Source organism: Ancylobacter sp. SL191 (assembly GCF_026625645.1).
Classification (GTDB): Bacteria; Pseudomonadota; Alphaproteobacteria; order Rhizobiales; family Xanthobacteraceae; genus Ancylobacter.
The window spans coordinates 3,047,517-3,063,896 of record NZ_CP113056.1 but is presented as its reverse complement, the minus strand read 5'-3'; the positions used below and the strand labels follow the sequence as shown (position 1 = coordinate 3,063,896).

Annotated in this window: 14 protein-coding genes, 1 tRNA gene and 1 pseudogene; 3 read left to right on the top strand and 13 right to left on the bottom strand. The window is 66.8% G+C overall.

The genetic code is table 11. The features are described from left to right. The first annotated feature begins 48 nt into the window (after positions 1 to 48). From OU996_RS13870 to OU996_RS21450, 3 genes and pseudogenes are all read left to right on the top strand, one after another. A complete protein-coding gene (locus OU996_RS13870) occupies positions 49 to 1,848 on the top strand; it encodes an ABC transporter ATP-binding protein (RefSeq protein WP_267582197.1) in 1,800 nt (599 codons plus the stop codon). A gap of 91 nt (positions 1,849 to 1,939) precedes the next feature. Continuing rightward, positions 1,940 to 2,015, top strand: a tRNA-Asn gene (locus tag OU996_RS13865). Between the two features lie 201 nt (positions 2,016 to 2,216). After that, a pseudogene (locus tag OU996_RS21450) lies at positions 2,217 to 3,521 on the top strand (tyrosine-type recombinase/integrase). Here OU996_RS21450 and OU996_RS13855 read toward each other — a convergent pair. From OU996_RS13855 to OU996_RS13795, 13 genes are read right to left on the bottom strand one after another with little or no spacing between them, the layout of a single operon-like run. Next, a complete protein-coding gene (locus OU996_RS13855) occupies positions 3,516 to 5,018 on the bottom strand; it encodes an amidohydrolase family protein (protein WP_267582196.1) in 1,503 nt (500 codons plus the stop codon). The pseudogene OU996_RS21450 and the gene OU996_RS13855 overlap by 6 nt on opposite strands. Next, on the bottom strand, positions 5,015 to 5,671 hold the full coding sequence (locus tag OU996_RS13850; RefSeq protein WP_267582195.1) for an aspartate/glutamate racemase family protein: 657 nt from the start codon (positions 5,669 to 5,671) through the stop codon (positions 5,015 to 5,017). Before OU996_RS13850 ends, OU996_RS13855 begins: the two co-directional genes overlap by 4 nt. Beyond that, positions 5,668 to 6,570: a polysaccharide deacetylase family protein gene (locus tag OU996_RS13845; RefSeq protein WP_267582194.1), complete on the bottom strand. Its 903-nt coding sequence runs from the start codon at positions 6,568 to 6,570 to the stop codon at positions 5,668 to 5,670. Before OU996_RS13845 ends, OU996_RS13850 begins: the two co-directional genes overlap by 4 nt. Continuing rightward, entirely contained in the window at positions 6,567 to 7,511 is a 945-nt protein-coding gene (locus OU996_RS13840; protein WP_267582193.1) for a polysaccharide deacetylase family protein, read from the bottom strand. Before OU996_RS13840 ends, OU996_RS13845 begins: the two co-directional genes overlap by 4 nt. Further along, complete coding sequence (locus OU996_RS13835) at positions 7,499 to 8,287, bottom strand: BtpA/SgcQ family protein (protein ID WP_267582192.1); 789 nt, start codon at positions 8,285 to 8,287, stop codon at positions 7,499 to 7,501. The genes OU996_RS13840 and OU996_RS13835 overlap by 13 nt, the downstream gene beginning before the upstream one ends. Further along, positions 8,284 to 9,345 carry a carbohydrate kinase family protein gene (locus OU996_RS13830; protein ID WP_267582191.1) on the bottom strand — a complete coding sequence of 354 codons (1,062 nt, stop codon included), beginning with the start codon at positions 9,343 to 9,345 and terminating at the stop codon, positions 8,284 to 8,286. The genes OU996_RS13835 and OU996_RS13830 overlap by 4 nt, the downstream gene beginning before the upstream one ends. Before the next feature lie 7 nt (positions 9,346 to 9,352). Continuing rightward, positions 9,353 to 10,471 carry an SIS domain-containing protein gene (locus tag OU996_RS13825; RefSeq protein WP_267582190.1) on the bottom strand — a complete coding sequence of 373 codons (1,119 nt, stop codon included), beginning with the start codon at positions 10,469 to 10,471 and terminating at the stop codon, positions 9,353 to 9,355. Positions 10,472 to 10,531: 60 nt separating this feature from the next. Next, on the bottom strand, positions 10,532 to 11,350 hold the full coding sequence (locus OU996_RS13820; protein WP_267582189.1) for an ABC transporter permease: 819 nt from the start codon (positions 11,348 to 11,350) through the stop codon (positions 10,532 to 10,534). Beyond that, positions 11,347 to 12,273, bottom strand: coding sequence for an ABC transporter permease (locus tag OU996_RS13815; protein ID WP_267582188.1), 927 nt, complete (start codon positions 12,271 to 12,273; stop codon positions 11,347 to 11,349). The genes OU996_RS13820 and OU996_RS13815 overlap by 4 nt, the downstream gene beginning before the upstream one ends. Beyond that, entirely contained in the window at positions 12,266 to 13,312 is a 1,047-nt protein-coding gene (locus OU996_RS13810) for an ABC transporter ATP-binding protein (protein ID WP_267582187.1), read from the bottom strand. The genes OU996_RS13815 and OU996_RS13810 overlap by 8 nt, the downstream gene beginning before the upstream one ends. Then, entirely contained in the window at positions 13,309 to 14,229 is a 921-nt protein-coding gene (locus OU996_RS13805) for a carbohydrate kinase family protein (protein ID WP_267582186.1), read from the bottom strand. Before OU996_RS13805 ends, OU996_RS13810 begins: the two co-directional genes overlap by 4 nt. A gap of 5 nt (positions 14,230 to 14,234) precedes the next feature. Next, the gene (locus tag OU996_RS13800) at positions 14,235 to 15,290 is read right to left on the bottom strand and encodes an SIS domain-containing protein (protein WP_267582185.1); all 1,056 of its coding nucleotides are present in this window, start codon (positions 15,288 to 15,290) and stop codon (positions 14,235 to 14,237) included. Between the two features lie 34 nt (positions 15,291 to 15,324). Beyond that, positions 15,325 to 16,374 (bottom strand): extracellular solute-binding protein, encoded by a 1,050-nt coding sequence (locus tag OU996_RS13795; RefSeq protein WP_267582184.1) that lies wholly within the window; start codon positions 16,372 to 16,374, stop codon positions 15,325 to 15,327. Positions 16,375 to 16,380: the final 6 nt, after the last annotated feature.

Sequence of the window (16,380 nt, the reverse complement as noted above, 5' to 3'; positions counted from 1 at the left end):
GCCCGGAGGTTCCGGCGCCGCGATGGCTCTCTGCAGAGGAACTGCCTGATGGTGCCTGCCAAGCTGGCCAATACCTTCCGCAATATGGTCTCGCCCGAGACGCGGGACACGGTGAAGCGGCTGTTCATGACCGATGGACGCCGGCACTGGAAGGGATACGCCATCTCCTTCGTCTTCATGGGCCTCATGGCCGGCTCGACATCGGGCCTCGCCTATCTCATGGGGACGGTGATCAACCGCATCTTCGTCGAGCAGAACTCGTCGGCGATCTGGATTCTTTCCGGCGCGGTTCTCGCGCTCAGCATCGTCAAGGGCTTCGCCTCCTACGGGCAAGCCGTGACCCTCGCCCGCGTCGGCAACCGCATCGTCTCCGACAACCAGAAGCGGGTGCTCGACCGACTCTTCTCGCAGGATGTGCGCTTCTTCAGTGGCAGCCACACCGCCGAGATCATGCTGCGCTTCACCACGGGTGCGCAGGGCGCGCGCAACGTGCTGAACCTCATCATCACCAGCCTCGGCCGCGACCTGCTCTCGGTCATCGGCCTGACGGCGGTGATGATCATCCAGGATCCCTTCATGGCGCTGATCGGCCTCATCGTCATGCCGATCGCCGTCGGCGGTGTGCGCGGCCTGATCCGCAAGGTGCAGAAGATCTTTTCGCGCGAATTCCACGCCGCCGCGCAGATCATGACCGAGTCGATCGAGGCATTTCAGGGCATCCGCACGGTGAAGTCCTTCACCATGGAGGACGACCTGCGCACCAAGATCTATGACCGCGTGGACCGCATGGAGAAGGCGTCCAACCGGATGATCCGGGCGCAATCGCAGTCGGGCCCGCTGATGGAGGCCCTGGGCGGCGTCGCGATCGGTCTCGTCGTCATGTATGCCGGCTGGGGCGTCCTGCATGGCGGGCGCACCCCGGGCGAGTTCTTCTCGGTCATCACCGCCCTGCTGCTCAGCTATGAGCCGGCCAAGCGGCTCGCCCGTCTCAACATCGACCTCACCACGCACCTCATCGGCGCGCGCATGCTGTTCGACATCCTCGACCGCCCGGCGATCGAGACCGACCAGCCGGAGAGGCCGAAGCTCTCCGTCACCAAGGGCGAGATCGCCTTTGACGACGTCTATTTCGGCTATCGCGAGGACGAGCCGGTGCTGCGCGGCCTGAGCTTCATCGCCGAGGCCGGCAAGACCACCGCGCTGGTCGGCCCGTCCGGCGGCGGCAAGAGCACGATCATGAGCCTGATCGAACGCTTCTACGAGGTCGACTCGGGCAGTATCAAGGTTGATGGCCAGGATGTGCGCGACGTCACCTATCGCTCGCTGCGCGAGGCTGTCGGCTTCGTCAGTCAGGACGTGTTCCTGTTCTCCGGCACGATCCGCGAGAACATCGCGACCGGCCGACCGGGCGCATCCGACGAGGAGATCATGGAAGCCGCCCGCGCCGCCAACGCGCATAACTTCATCATGGGCTTCAATGAAGGCTATGACAGCCGCGTCGGCGAGCATGGCGCGCAACTCTCCGGCGGCCAGCGCCAGCGCATCGCCATCGCCCGCGCCTTCCTGAAGAACGCGCCGATTCTGCTGCTCGACGAGGCGACCGCCGCGCTCGACAGCGAATCGGAGGCGGAGGTCCAGAAGGCGCTGCGCCTGCTCGAGCAGAACCGCACGACGATCGTTATCGCCCATCGCCTGCAGACCGTCGTGAGCGCCGATTGCATCTGCGTGATCGACAGCGGCCGCGTGGTCGAAAGTGGCCGCCACGAAGAGCTCGTGGCCAAGCGCGGGCGCTACTACAACTTCCACCAGCTCCAGTTCTCGGGGCAGGAGGAACGCCTCAGCGCGTGATTAATATCCACAGGCCACGCGGTTGCGACTTCACAAACCGAGAACGCGTTGCTATATCGCCGGCCTCCGAGGCGCTCAGCCGCGCCTCCGGTCCCTGATAGCTCAGTTGGTAGAGCGTTCGACTGTTAATCGAATGGTCGCAGGTTCGAGTCCTGCTCAGGGAGCCACTCCCCCGTTTCCGGGGCGGCTCAGCTTTTCCCAGATCGTCTTGCTATCCCTTGAATTGGCTGGATAATTTCTTCTCCAGCCTCCGCTCGCTGTCCGAGCCGGGCTCAGCCAGAGCCACCCCATCCCGCGAATTTGTTGGCCTTGTTGTTGGCCTGCAGGCCGTGTTTTCGTGATCCCAGCGATCAGCAGGGAGAGCGAACATGGCCTTGTCAGATGCAGCGTGCCGGACGGCCAAAGGCCGGGAAGGCGAATACAAACTTTCCGACGGTGGCGGCCTCTATCTTTTCGTGAAGCCCAACGGCGCCCGGGTCTGGCAGCAGGCCTACAGATTCGCGGGCAAACAGAAGAAACTCACCCATGGGCCCTATCCGCTCATTTCGCTGGCCGATGCCCGGCGGCTGCGCGACGAAGCCAAGAGGTTGTTGACCTCGGGAGTAGACCCTGGAGCCAACAAACGAGCCAACAAAGCCGCCGTCGCGGCGTCTGTCGCGGCCGCAACGAGCACCTTCGGTGTCATTGCGACGGAGTTCATCGACAAGATGACCAAGGAAGGGCGAGCCGAGGCCACCCTCCTGAAGGCGCACTGGCTGCTGGAGGAAATCGCAGCCCCTCTTCGCAACCGCCCCATCGCCGAGATCACACCGCCAGAGATCCTTGCCGTCCTGCGGGCGGTGGAGGTCAAAGGGCACTACGAGACTGCGCGCCGCTCCCGCAGCATCATCGGTCAGGTCTTCCGTTATGCGATCGCAACCAGCCGCGCCGAACGGGATGTGACGGCCGATCTGCGAGGCGCACTTCTCGCACCCACGACCAAGCACCGCGCCGCCATCACACGCCCGAAGCGGCTTGGCGAGCTTATGGCGGCCATCTATCGCTGGAAGAAGGGTCAGGAAACGACGGTCGCAGGCCTGAAGCTGCTCGCCCTGCTTGCGCTCCGTCCCGGCGAACTCCGCGCCGCCACGTGAGACGAGATTGACCTTGAAGCGGGGGTCTGGACCGTTCCAGCCGGCCGAACCAAGATGCGCCGACCACACCGCACGCCCCTGCCCTTACAGGCCGTGGCCACCTTGCAGGAGTTGCGCGACGCCACCCGAAGGGGGATCAGTTTCTTCGTGTTTCCGGCGACCGTCTCGGTTAGGAAGCCGATGAGCGAGAACACTCTGAACTTCGCGCTACGCCGCTTGGATATAGGGGCGGAGGAAATGACCGCCCACGGTTTTCGGGCCGCGTTTGCCACGCTCGCCAATGAGAGCCGGCGCTGGCATCCCGACACGATTGAGCGGCAGCTCGCCCACGTTGAGGGCAATAATGTGCGCCGGGCATATACCCGCGGCGAGCATTGGGACGAACGCGTGTTGATGATGCAGTGGTGGGCAGACGAGTTGGATCGGCTTCGAGGGAGCGCCATCGCCGAAGCCCGCGCCACAGAGGTTTCACAGCGCCTGCCTGCGACTTCAGGCGGTTCGGTAAGGCCGTCCGCGTCTCGCAGCCCTCCGATCTCATAATAGACCGATATAGCCATCATAGAACGCACGCACATGGGGCAATAACTGTGCTGCGAGATGCCGCCGGTCGAGTTCCGCCGACGTGGGCGTCACCTTCAAGCGCCGGTGGATCTCCGCCAGCGTCTCCGCCCGGTCGACCCGGGTGAACGTGCCCTTGGTGTAGATGACCTCGCCCCCCACTATCACCGTATCCACGCACTCGCGCTTCGCGCGGTACACCAGCACGTCTTCTAGCGCCAAATCGGGGTCCTGATAGGGATAGACCAGACGCTCCCAGTCGAGCAGCACGATATCGGCGGCGCTGCCGGGGCGCAGCTGGCCTATGAAGCTGCCGAAGGGTGTCGTTCCCGCGCCGTGCTCTGTAGCCATGCGCAGGATGTCCGCTGCGCTCGGATGGGGACTGTCGATGCCGGGCTGGCGATGCACGCGCAGGGCAAGGCGCATCTCCTGCAGCATATCGCGGTCATCATTGATCCCCGCCTCGTCAATGCCGAGAGCAACGGGAATGCTGTGAGCTCTGAAGCGGTTCACCGGTGCGGTGCCGCTCTTCAGCCGTAGATTGGATGAGCAGTTGTGGCAGATGCGCGTGCCGGTATGGGCGCAGATCTCCATGTCCTCCTCGCTCATCCACACGCCGTGGCCGAGGGTGAGGTGCGGACCGGTCAGCCCGAAACGATGAATGTGGGCGAGCGGGGACCCACCGGTGCGCTTCAGGGCGTAGGCCTTCTGGTAGGGCGTCTCCAGCAGATGCATATGCATCGGCGCGCCCGTCTCGGCGGCGATCTCGGCGGCGCTTGCCAGCGCAGCATCGGAGAGCCAATGCAGATTGGAGGGCGCGATCTGTATGGCTATGCGCCCGTTATCAGCGTGACGCCGGCGAAGTTCATGGAACACCTCGATCTGGTCGGAAAGCGGCTGGGCGAAACGGGCGAAATAGGCGGCGAGCCCGGGCCGCAGCTCCGGCGGAAGCCGCGCGAGGAAGGCCTCGTCCGCCTCGTAGACGAGCCGGTTTTGATCGCGCAGCGCGAATGAGTAGGAGGCGCGCATACCGATCTCGCCATAAGCGCCGATCACCCGCTCGGCCGTCGCCAGCACCGCCTCAAGCCCACCTGGCACGCGCGAATGCAGGTGCTGAACCGTGGTGACGCCCGAGGCGATCATCTCAAAAGCGGAATAGAGAGTGTCGAGCCGCATATCGACATCGCGCAGCCCGAGCCGGCTGGCGAACCATAGTTCCAGCGGATGGTCGGGTGAACCAAGCTGGAACGGGGTCAGGCCAACATGATGATGCGCGTTGATCAGGCCCGGGATCGCGACGAACCCCCGCCCCCCGTGCGTCGCCGCCTTGGGGTGGGCCCGCGCAAGGGCGGGGCCGTCGCCGATGTCGCGGATCTGCCCGTCCTCGATGAGCAGGCCCGCGTCGCTGAGCCACTCAGGGCGACCATCGGCAGCAAAGCCAAGAAGCACGTGGTCGGCACGCAGCAGAGTAGTGGTCATGCGAGGGCTCCAGCTTCCATGGCGCGCCTGTGAGCGAGGCGCAGAGCCGCAGGCAGCGGCTCGATGAGCCGCACATCCCGCCGGCCCGAAAGAGCGCGGGCCGCAAGAGCCAGAGGGCCGCCGCCGATGACGACCGCCTCGGCACCCGCTTCGACCGCGCGGCTACAGGCCTTGGCCAGAGCTTCGACGAGCCGCCCAGGCTCCGCCATCACCTCGCGCGGGTCGCCCGGTGTGAGAAAGGTGCCGAGAAAGGCCGGGCCATGGCCATACGCCTCGGCGGAACGCGCGATTGCGGCAACGAGCTCGGGCGTCGTGGTGACCACCGCGAAGCGGCGTCCGGCCTCCCCCGCTTCCGCCATTCCCGCTTCGGCGAGGCCAGTGGCGGGAACGGCGATCTGCCGTCGCAAGGCGGACAGCCCCGGATCACCAAAGGCGGCAACGATGACACCGGCCGCCGCGCCCATGTGAGGGACCAGATCGAGGACGGCGCGCCCGGCTTCCGCCAGCGCGGTCTCGTTGGTGATGAGCGGTGCGCCGAACCGGGCGGTTAGCGCCTCGACCCGGACGTCCTGCAGGCTGGCGCGGGCGATGTCCAGCATCGCGGCGGTGGTATCGACATTGGTGTTGGGGTTGACGAGGAGAAGGGGCTTCACAGCTTATCACCCCGGTCCACCGCCGCCTGGAAGGCGCGGGCGATATCGATGCGGCGGGCCACCCAGAGGTGGCTCTGGCGCCGCTTCAGCTCCTCGACAATCGTCTGGAAGGCCTTAAAGCGTGCCGGCCGCCCAGCAATGCGCAGATGGAAGCCGATATTGAGCAGCCGTGCGTGGCCGCGCCGTGCCTCCGCCTCCAGCACATCGAGCGCATCAATCACATATGCGGACATCTCATCCGCACGCACGAAGCCGTTGGGGTGGAAGAACTTCATGTCGTTGCTGTCAAACGCATAGGGCACGACGAGCAGCGGCGTATCGGCATCGCGATAAGGCAGATCGTCGTCGAGGCCGTTCGAGGTGTAGACATAGCCCCGCTCGGCGAGCAGCCGGCGCGTCCAGGGACTTTCCGAGCCACGACAGAAGAAGCCGAGCGGGCGCACGCCGGTTGCGTCCTCAATGGCCGCAGTCGCCCGATCGAGATCGGCAGCTTCCGCCTCGGCGTCCGGATAATCCGCATGTGGACGCCACCGCCAGCCATGACAGGCCGGCTCGTGGCCGGCGGCGACGAGCCGGCGCGCGAGTTCCGGCGTGCGCTCGACGGCGCGCCCGCAGAAGAAGATGGTCGCCGGCAAGCCCGCCCGCTCGAGACAGTCGGCGATCCGCCAGTAGCCGGCACGCAGGCCATAGGCAAAAATCTGTTCCTGGCCGAAGTCACGCCGACCTGGCTCGACCACCGAGAGCACTTCGCCCAAGCGTTCGGAACGCGGGTCTCCATCCCCGACCTGCTCCTCCGCGCCCTCTTCGAAATTGAGGACAAGCGAGACTGCGAGCTTCGCCCCGTTCGGCCAGGTGATGTCCGGCCACCGGCCCGCATAGCCGAGAAGATCGCGCGTCACGCGGTGAACCCCTCCGGCGTCGGGCGCGCCTGCCAGCGTGGAAGCCCGAGGCCCGACCGCCAGTGATGGGCAATGGCGTCGCGCCGCGCGAACCACACGCCGGGACGGCTGAGGGCGTGATCTAGGAACATCTCCAGCCCGGCGATACGCGCCGGCCGACCGATAATGCGCAGGTGCAGGCCGATGGACAGCATACGCGGCCGGGTGGCGCCCTCCTCATAGAGGCGGTCGAAGGCGGCGCCGCAGTAGCGCGCGAAATCTTCCGCGAAGGTGAAGCCGCCGCGGTTGAAGAAGCGCATATCGTTGGTGTCGAACGCATAGGGAAGCACGATGTGGTCATGCCCGGCGATGGTCACCAAATAGGGCACGTCATCATTGTAGGCATTGGAATCGTAGAGGAAGCCGCCATGCTCGACGAGGAGGTCGCGCGTGCGCACCGAGGTCGCTGAGCGCGTGTGCCAGCCCACCGGCGGCGTGCCGGCAGCCATGGTGATCGCCTCCACCGAACGGGCGATGGCGCCGCGCTCCTCGGCCTCCGTCATGTGGACATGGCGTTCCCAGCGCCAGCCATGGGAGGCGACCTCATGCCCGTCCGCGACCGCCTCAGCGGCGATCCAGGGCGAGAGCACGAGGGAACGCCCATTGGCGTTCAGGGTTGCTGGTATGCCGCGCTCGGCGAGTGCCTGTCGGATGCGCGGCCAGCCAGCGCGGGTGCCATACTCGAAATGGCTTTCCATGCAGAGATCACGCGCGCCCTCCGTCGCCTCCACCGCCTCGTAGATCGACTCGTTACGCTCATCGCCCGCACCAATGGAGAGTTCGGCGCCCTCCTCGACATTCACCACCACAGAGACGGCGAGCCGAGCGTCATCGGGCCAGCGAATGGACGGCTCGCGACCTCGATAGCCGGCGAAGTCACGTTCCGGGCCTAGCGCAGACATGCCGCCTCCATGAACTGCTGGGTCTTGCCCGCATCCCACAGCACCCGCTCGTGGCGCCCGCTATCCTCGCGCATCAGCGCGGTGGAGACGATGGCACCATCGGCCACGGCAAGCGTTTCCGCTATATTGTCGGCGGTGACGCTGCCGCCCAGAAGGATGGGGCGTGCGACGCCCGCATGCTTGGCGGCCCGAATGCGCTCAAGACTCTCCGCAAATGTCGCCCCGGTGATGACCAGGGCATCGGCGCCCAGCTTCACCGCTCCCTTGGCGGCTTCTTCCGGCGTCACATCGATCAACGGCACGCTGGTGCGGTCGAAGATATCAGCAAGAATGGCGATATCGTCGCGGCGCAACTGGTGGCGATAGGTCCGCGCCTCGGTGGCGAGGCCTTCGCGCGCGCCTTCCATCGTCATGGCCGCGCCGACGAAGACCTTGAGGCGGACGAAATCCGCGCCTGTCGCATGGGCGATGGCCAGCGGAGCCACCGCGTCGTGGGCCTGCACGATGATGCCGAGCGATATGTCGGGAAATGCCTGCTTCAGCGCGCGGCCGAGGGCGGCGGTTATCGCAATGGTCTCCGCGCTCGCCGGCCCTTTCTGGCGCGTCTGATCCTGCAGCATGATCCGCCGGATCCCAGCGGCGACAAAGACCTCGCCATTGGCCAGGACATAGTCCTCCAGAAAGGCCAGCGAGAGGTCGCGGTTGATGGAGAGGTCCGGCAGGTGCAGGGCGGCCACGATCAGCGGGTCGTCGCTGCTGGAACGAAGAAAACTCATGCGGCATCCAGGTCTGAAAGGATCGGTCGAAGGGGCTCGGCCACACAGGGGTCGAGGCTGGCGAGATAGGAGTCGAGACGCGCACGGGCGATGTGCCGCGGCGTGCCGAGGAGGTGGAAGGGGCCGAACGCCTCGACCGCGAAGGACGCGGAAATCGTACCGAGGCAGATCGCGGCCCGGACATCCTCAAACAGGACGAGTCCGGCCAGGAAACCGCCGCAGAAGGCGTCGCCCGCCCCGGTCGGATCGACAGCCGCCACCGGGAAGGCGGGCATGGTGTCGAGCGCCCCATCCGGCCGGAGCCAGCCGCACCCGCGCGCGCCGAGCTTGACCACCATGATCGGCGCGCCCAGACGCTGCACGTGGAGTAGACCGGCGGCGAGACCGAGACCGGGCGCCAGCGCCTCCAGCTCCTTCTCGCTGGGCAGGAAGGCCCGGGAGGCACGGAACAGCTCCGCCAGATCGGCCGCGGGGTAGAGGCCGGCATTTGACCCGGGATCGACCGACACGCCGATCCCTTCGCGCGACAGCCCCCGCGCCACCTCGACCTGCTGGTCCGGTCGGTTCGCCGCGAGATGAGCTGCGCGTGCCTGCCGGTACGCGGCCGGAACATCCTCAAGGCGAACCGGGTGACTCCGCCGAAAGCTGGCGAAATCGCGCCCCTCTGCCGGGCGCGAGCGCAGGCGCTCCTCCAGAAGGCAGCAGGTGCGAGCATCCAGCCGGGTGCCGGGCGGATGCGGCGGGGGCTCGTCCAGCGGCGCATGCAGATGGTCGGCTCGACTGCCATCGGGGCGGTAGAAGAACCACTCGCCTTCCGTGACGCTCTCCGCCTCGACACGCAGGCCCTGCGTGTCCACACCGCTCGCCTCAAGCTGCGCCACCAGATCGCGGGGATAGTTCGCGGGCAGGCGGCCGACAATGCCGACGCCGTCGAGCCAGAGGCGCGCGCCGGCCGCGGAATAGACGGCGTTGCCGCCCATGCTGCGCGGCCCCAATGTCCCATCCGCCGCCACCACCGTATCGAGGATGACGCCGCCGGCAGTGAAGAGCCGTATCATCGCGGCCTCACTCCAGGGGCGGCCGGACGGCGGCCCCCAGACCGAGCGCCGCTCGCGCCGTTGCGTAATGATAGGCGAGCAGATGCAGCGGCACGATCGACACCATCGCCGCCAGTGCCGCCGGGGTTTCCGGCACGCGGATAACAGCGGCGGCCCTCGTCTCGATATCCCGTGCCGGCGCCGCCAGAATGGCGAGAATCGGCCCGCCGACCTCCTCGGCGACCAGCGCGGTATCGAGCGCCCGCTCGGCGCTGGCGGCATCCGTGGCGACAAGCACCAGCGGATCGCCGGCCTTCTGCGTGCGGTAGTGGTGATATTCCTCCAGGGGCAGAGCGAAGGCGTGAACTGGGGAGAGCTCCCGCAGCTTCGCCGCGCCTATGCTGGCCGCCGCGAAGTTCGGTCCGAGGCCGGAATAGAGCACGAGCTCGGCGCTCGCCCAGCGCTCCGCCAGCGCCTTGATGTCGGCATCGAGCTCGCGGCAGAGGCGGTCGATGATCTCCGGCAGGTCGGCAAGATCGCGCAGCATCGTCTCCCGCGCCGGCGCGGCCGACGGCAGGGCTGCCCCCAGCGCGATCAACAAGGCCATGGTGGCGTTGGTGGATTGGGTCGGCCAGCCCTTGCGGGTCGCATGAACCTGCAGGGCGGCGTCGAACTCGGTCAGGATCGGACTGCCGGCCGTATTGGAGATGCCAATGCAGAAGGCGCCGCGTTCGGCGGCGGCCCTCAGCGCCTGCATTACCGCCGGCGTGTTTCCGCCCGACGAAATGCCGACCACCAACGTGGCGTCATCGGCAATCCGGGATTCATAGGCGGCGTAGTCCAGCGCCTCGATCGCCTCGGCCGGCAGTCCCGTCATCGCTTCGAGCGCATGCCGCACACCCTTGCCGGCAAACCAGGAATCGCCACAGCCCACGACAATCATCCGGCTCAACGGGCGGTTGGCGAGTGTCTGTGCGAGGGCGACCAGATGGGGCGCCGCGAGGTCGAGCGTCTGCCGGATGGCGCCTCCCTGCCCGAACAGCTCGCTGCGGGTGCGCTCGACGCGGGCGAGCCGTGCCGGATCGTTCGCCGTGTCGCGGGAGGGTTCCGCCGTCAGGGCTTTGAGACGGCTGGCTAAGTCGATCATTGGAAACAGGTCCGGTTAAGCGAGGGGACGTCGCGCACGCGGGTCATGCGCGCGCGGATTTCAGCGGCCAAAGCGTTCGAGGCCCACCGCGCGGGCGATCACCAGCATCACCACGAGCGAGAGGGCGATCTCCAGCGAGGAAATTGCGGCGATGAGCGGGGAGGATTCGAACTGCACGAGGTAATAGAGCTCCACCGGCAGCGGGCGCGCACGCACATCCGAGGTAAACAGCGACACAGTGACGTTGTCGAACGCCTCAATGAAGGTGAAGGCCGCGCCGGCGAACGCGGCGGGCGCCAGCTGCGGCAGCGTCACCCGGAAGAAAGTTTCGAGCTTGCCGGCGCCGAGATTGGCGCTCGCCTCGTCGAGCAGAGGGTCAAGCCCGGCGAGCCGCGCCATGACGATACGGACGACGAAGGGAAGGCAGAACACCGACAGCGAGAGCACCAGCATCAGGTCCGAGGCACGGAACGAGATGTAGGCGCCGAAGAACAGCGAGGCGATGCCGATCACCATGCCCGGCATCATCTGCGGCGCGAGGAGAAAGGCGTTGAACGCGGTCTTGGCCGGGAAGCGGCCGCGTATACCGGCGAAGGCCGCCGGAATGCCGAGGACCAGGCAGACAACCATCACCATCACCGAGATGCGCAGCGAGACGAGAATGGAGTCCAAGAGCTGCTGCCGCTCCAGCAGCGCCCAATACCAGCGCAGCGAAAAGCCGGACGGCGGAAAGGCGATGTAGCCGCGCGGCTCGAACGAAATGGCGATGACGATCAGGCTGGGCGCGACCAGCAGCACGATCGACAGGACCGTGAGGGCGATCAGCACCCCACGTGCGAACCGATCGCCGAGCGAGATCGTCTGACGGAGACCGCTCATCGCCGCACCTCACTCCAGCGCGTCAGCCGGTTGCCGATGGCGACGATGCCGAACACGAATACGAAGCAGCTCGACAGAAGAAGCGTCGCCAGCGCCGCCCCGCGCGACCAGTCCAGCACGACGATGGTCTGCTCATAGACCTGTACGGCGATGGTCGAGTAGTTCCCGCCGCCCAGCAGCTGCGGGATGATGAAGTTGGTGTAGGAGACCGCGAAGACCAGGGCGAAGCCGGCGACAATCGCCGGCATCGACATCGGCACGGTCACGCGGAAGAAGGTGGCGGTCTGGCTCGCCCCGAGATTGAGCGAGGCCTGCTCGAAGGAACGGTCACGCTCCGACAGCACGGCCAGCAGCGGCAGGATCATGAAAGGCAGGTGTATCTGCGTCATGCCGATCAGCACCGCGGTCGAGGTGTTGAGGATGTCGAGCGGCCGCTCGATGAGGCCCAGCGTCAGCAGGGTCTGGTTCACCAGCCCGCGCCGCCCACCAAGAATGACGATCCAGGCATAGGTACGCACCAGCGCGCTGGTCAGCAGGGGTGAGATCACCGCCACGAGCAGCAGCGTGCGCGCGGCGCCGCGCAGATGCCCATACGCATAGGCCACGGGATAGGCGAACAGCAGGGTGAGCGAAGTCGAGATGACGGCGATCCAGAAGGAGCGCCAGGTCAGGTTCCACACCAGCGGATCGGTCAGGACCCCGATCATATGGGAAAGGGTGAAGCCGCCCTCGCCGATGGCGCCGCGCTCAATGTCCACGAAGCCGAAGGTCAGCAGCGTCGCGATCGGCGCCACCATGAAGACCATGAGATAGACGAGCGCCGGCACCGCCGGCCACAGGCCGCCCCCCTCAAGCAGGCGCGCCAGGGAAAAACGACGCGGCGACAGGGAGGCGCTCGCCTCGATCAAAGGGCGACTAACCATGATCCGGTTCTCCCGGGAGCACCACCGCGGCGGCCTCGTCGCGGATCCGCGCCGTCACCTGGGCTCCCGGCGCGAAAGTCTCCACGCCGGGGTGTCGATGCAAGGCCGCGCGCAAGGGAGCGGAGAAGCCGCAATCGATTTCATACTCAATGACCGGTCCCAGCGCGGTCAGGAACGTGACCCTGCCGGGCCACCCCGCACCGCCGCCGGAGGTGAGATCGATGTTTTCCGGCCGGGCGACCAGCGTCGCCGGCCCGTCGGGAATCGCGGCCATGATCGGCTGCGGCCCCTCAGTGCGGCCCGCGCGAACACGTGTCGGCAACAGGTTTGCGCGGCCGATGAAGTCGGCAACGAAGCCGCTGCGCGGACGATCATAGATCTCCAGCGGGCTGCCGACCTGCTCGATGCGTCCACCCCGCATGATGGCGATGCGATCGGACACCGCCATCGCTTCCTGCTGGTCATGCGTCACGAAGATCGAGGTGATGCCTACACGGTCGATGAGCTTGCGCAACTCGACCTGCATGGAGAGCCGCAGTTGCGCGTCGAGGGCGTTGAACGGCTCGTCGAGCAGCAGCACCTGCGGTTCAAGCACCAGAGCCCGGGCAATGGCGATGCGCTGCTGCTGGCCACCCGAGAGCTGCTTGGGATAGCGGTCGGCAAAGGCGGCCAGCGCGATCAGATCGAGCGCCTGCGCCACGCGGCGGGCTATCTCGGCCTTGGGCACGCGGCGCACGGTCAAGCCGTAGGCGATGTTCTCGCGGCAGGTCAGATGTGGGAACAGCGCGTAGTTCTGGAAGACATAGCCGACATTCCGCCGGTTCGGCGGCAGGTGGGAAATGTCCTGTCCGTTCACACAGATCCGCCCCGCTTCGGGCGTGACGAAGCCGGCGATGGAGCGCAGCAGGGTCGTCTTGCCGCAGCCGGAGGGACCGAGAAGCGTGACCACCGAGCCCTTTTCGACCGTGAGATCACAGGATTGCAGAACCTTGAGCGCACCAAACTGCTTGGTAACGCCGTCGATGACGAGCTGACTCATCGGGCGAGCCCCCTTTGGCCGGCGCAGGAAATGGAAAGCGGCGACAGTGCCGCACAAAGAGACGAAGGCCCATATCCCCCGACCACGATCGCGCCCACGCGCTGGGCGGCACGGGCGGCGTCGAGGAGGGGCGAGCCGAGTAGTCGAGACGCCGCGAAGGCACCGACGGTGGCGTCGCCCGCCCCTGTCGGGTCGGTAACGTCCACGGGAGGCGCCGGCAGATGCCATTCCCCATGCTCAGGGCCGTCAACGATAAACAGGCCGTCGGCACCGCGCTTCTGCATCACCACCGGCCCTTTGGTGCCATCCCGACCCCGACCCGCCAGATCGCGCGCCGCCGCGTCATCCGACAGTCCTGATACGAGAAGGCGGGTTTCCTCCCGGCTGGGCGCGAAGACATCAAGGGCCGGAAGCATCTCCCGTATCGCCTCGCCCTCGGTCGCGGCGAAGACCTCATTGGTGTCGGCGACCACCGCGACGCCCGCTCGGCGGGCGTGATCAAGGAGGCTGCCGAGCCGTTCCGCCGGCATTGGGCAGGCCACGACGACGCGATAGGCGGAGAGGTCGTCCGGCGGCACGGGAGCATGAAGGCGGCTCGCTTCCCACCAGGCGGGATCGTCATAATGGCGCGAGCCACGCCGGCCGTCGGCCGCATGGCCGATCCGCGTTTGGCGGGAGGGATGTTCCCGCCTCACCAAATGACTCGTCCCCACCCCCATGGACTCCAGCGCGGCAATCCAGCTGGCCGGAAAATCCGGCCCGATCGAGGCGCACAGATCAACGTGCGCGCCCACATGCGCGGCACCCAGCGCCGCGTAGAGGCCCGCGCCGCCCGGCATGACGCGTGGGTTGCCTTCGCCCTGTGTGACCGTATCGATCGAGAGATAGCCTATGACGAGGAGACGCGGCACGCTCATAGGGATCACAACCCGGTCCCGAGCAGTGAACGGCGTGTCAGCATGCGGCTGACGCGAAAACGCTCCTCATCGTTCTTGAGATGAAGGCGGGTGTTGGGATCGAGCCCGCCGGCCTCGGCCATTCGATAGGCGAGAAGCTGAAGAGGAATCGCACTCGCGAGCGGGGCCAGAGCCGGATCGACCGGCGGCAGGGTGATGCGCCAACTCGCGCTCTCGACCGGGGACTCGGCCGTATTGATCGCGAGTGTCGAGACACCCAGCTCCGCCAGCGCCCGGGCCGATTCCCGGGCATAGCCGGCGACGACGGGATGCGTGGCGAGGATCACCACGAGATCGGTGCGCGGCATCGACCAGTATTGGCTGTGGGCAAACTCTTCCAGCTCGCCGCTCCAGACCGGCAACCGCGTCAGCTCGACGATTTTCGCCGCACCATAGGCGACCGTGCCTTGCTCGGCGCCAGCGGCGAGAAGGCGGACGCCGGAAAATGCCTGCCGGGCAACCTCGGCAACAACCGGCAGCGCAGCCTCCTGGGCACCGCGCTGTACGGCGGCAAGCGGCGACAGATCCGGCTCCGTCTCTCCCGCGAGTCCTTGGGCGAACAACAGCAACGCCGCGAGCGTCGCGGTGTAGCTGGCCGTTCCACACAGGAAGGGGGCGATGTCCGGCAGGTCGAGGGAGGCCTTCTCCTGTGCCAGGGCGCCAAGCTTGCCCCCCTCCCCGTTCACCAGCGCCAGGATCGGCAGGCCACGGGCCTGCGCCATCCGCGCCGCTTCGACGGTGCGGTCGACATTCCCGGACATCGAGACGGCGATCACGCGATCATCGTCCTTCAGTTCATCCGCGCCGACGAGCAGATCGAGCGGCCCGACCGCGTGCCAGTCCAGCCCAAGGCGGCGCGCGCAGGTCGAAGCCGCCATCGCCGCGAAATGACCGTCGCCGCAGCTCGTCACCAGCACGCGCCCGTGGCGCCCGCCGAGAACGCCGGCCGCCGCGCGCAACGACGCCGCGCGCACTGCGAGCCTTACGAGGACATCAGGCTGTCGCGCGATATCCTCCAGCATGGGCCGACCCTGCATCAGCATTCCCGCGCTACGCTCAGGCGGCAAACAGGCGGTCGAATTCTTCGACGATCGCCCCGCGCTTGGCGGCGATTACCGACCAGTCCACCGTCTGGAGCGCGGCGACCTCTTCGGGTGTCGCCGGCGTGTAGGCACGCGCCGCCGCCGGCACCTCGACGCCGGCAATGGTGGGGCCGAAGTAGTAGGGCGCGCCAGCCGCCTTCTGCTGGTATTCCGGCGAGAGGATCTCGTTCATCCACTCATTGACCAGCTCGGGATAACGCGTGCCCTTCACGGCGGACATGAAGGAGATCACCGCGATCGGGCCCGGCGCGGGCTTCACGAAAGCGATGGGCAGGCCCTTGTCGGCGGCGCCGGCGGCATCATTGTTCCAGATCGGCGCCATGACGATCTCCTCGCGCTCCAGCATCTGAAGCAGCTGGGTGGGCGAGCGGCCGACCTTGGGGTTCAGTTCCTTCAGCTTTTCCCAGCCCACGGCGAGGTCGGTCTCCGAACCGCCAAAGGTCTTGGCGGTCGCCACCAGGAAGCCAAGGCCCAGATTGGAGGACGCGCGCGGAATGCCGATCTGCCCCTTGTACTGCGGTTCCCACAGGTCTTTCCACGCGGTCGGCGGCGTCTTCACCAGCGCGGTGTTGTAGGCGATCCCGATCAGCGAATAGCTGGCGGGAATGCCGTAACCCTTGCTCTTAGCCATGAAGGCGGGGACGGCCTTGGAGGCGTTCGGCACGGCCGCCGGATCAAGCGGCAGGATATAATTGTCGCGGATCGCGATGAGATGCGGCGGCTCGCCATTGGGCATGGCGTCATAGGGCGAATAGCCCTGCGCGGCCTTGATCTGCGCGACGACATCCTGGCTCTCGCTCGGCACCAGCCGCACGGTGAGGCCGGGATGCTTCGCCTCCATCTTCCGCGCCAGCCACTGATGCGGCTCCTGCAGCTGTCCGGCGAAGGAGACGATGACAAGCTCGCGCTTGTCCTGCGCGCGGGCGAGGCCGGGCATGGCGAGCGCCGCGCCGAGAGCGGCACCCGACTGGAGGAAGCGACGGCGATTGGTAAGGAGGGTCATGGAAGG

What these genes read in the sequence shown, in the direction of transcription:
- OU996_RS13870 (WP_267582197.1), top strand. Translation starts at nt 49, where the DNA reads ATGGTGCCTGCCAAGCTGGCCAATACCTTCCGCAATATGGTCTCGCCC.
- OU996_RS13855 (WP_267582196.1), bottom strand. Translation starts at nt 5,018, where the DNA reads ATGACCACTACTCTGCTGCGTGCCGACCACGTGCTTCTTGGCTTTGCT.
- OU996_RS13840 (WP_267582193.1), bottom strand. Translation starts at nt 7,511, where the DNA reads ATGTCTGCGCTAGGCCCGGAACGTGACTTCGCCGGCTATCGAGGTCGC.
- OU996_RS13835 (WP_267582192.1), bottom strand. Translation starts at nt 8,287, where the DNA reads ATGAGTTTTCTTCGTTCCAGCAGCGACGACCCGCTGATCGTGGCCGCC.
- OU996_RS13830 (WP_267582191.1), bottom strand. Translation starts at nt 9,345, where the DNA reads ATGATACGGCTCTTCACTGCCGGCGGCGTCATCCTCGATACGGTGGTG.
- OU996_RS13825 (WP_267582190.1), bottom strand. Translation starts at nt 10,471, where the DNA reads ATGATCGACTTAGCCAGCCGTCTCAAAGCCCTGACGGCGGAACCCTCC.
- OU996_RS13820 (WP_267582189.1), bottom strand. Translation starts at nt 11,350, where the DNA reads ATGAGCGGTCTCCGTCAGACGATCTCGCTCGGCGATCGGTTCGCACGT.
- OU996_RS13815 (WP_267582188.1), bottom strand. Translation starts at nt 12,273, where the DNA reads ATGGTTAGTCGCCCTTTGATCGAGGCGAGCGCCTCCCTGTCGCCGCGT.
- OU996_RS13810 (WP_267582187.1), bottom strand. Translation starts at nt 13,312, where the DNA reads ATGAGTCAGCTCGTCATCGACGGCGTTACCAAGCAGTTTGGTGCGCTC.
- OU996_RS13805 (WP_267582186.1), bottom strand. Translation starts at nt 14,229, where the DNA reads ATGAGCGTGCCGCGTCTCCTCGTCATAGGCTATCTCTCGATCGATACG.
- OU996_RS13800 (WP_267582185.1), bottom strand. Translation starts at nt 15,290, where the DNA reads ATGCTGGAGGATATCGCGCGACAGCCTGATGTCCTCGTAAGGCTCGCA.
- OU996_RS13795 (WP_267582184.1), bottom strand. Translation starts at nt 16,374, where the DNA reads ATGACCCTCCTTACCAATCGCCGTCGCTTCCTCCAGTCGGGTGCCGCT.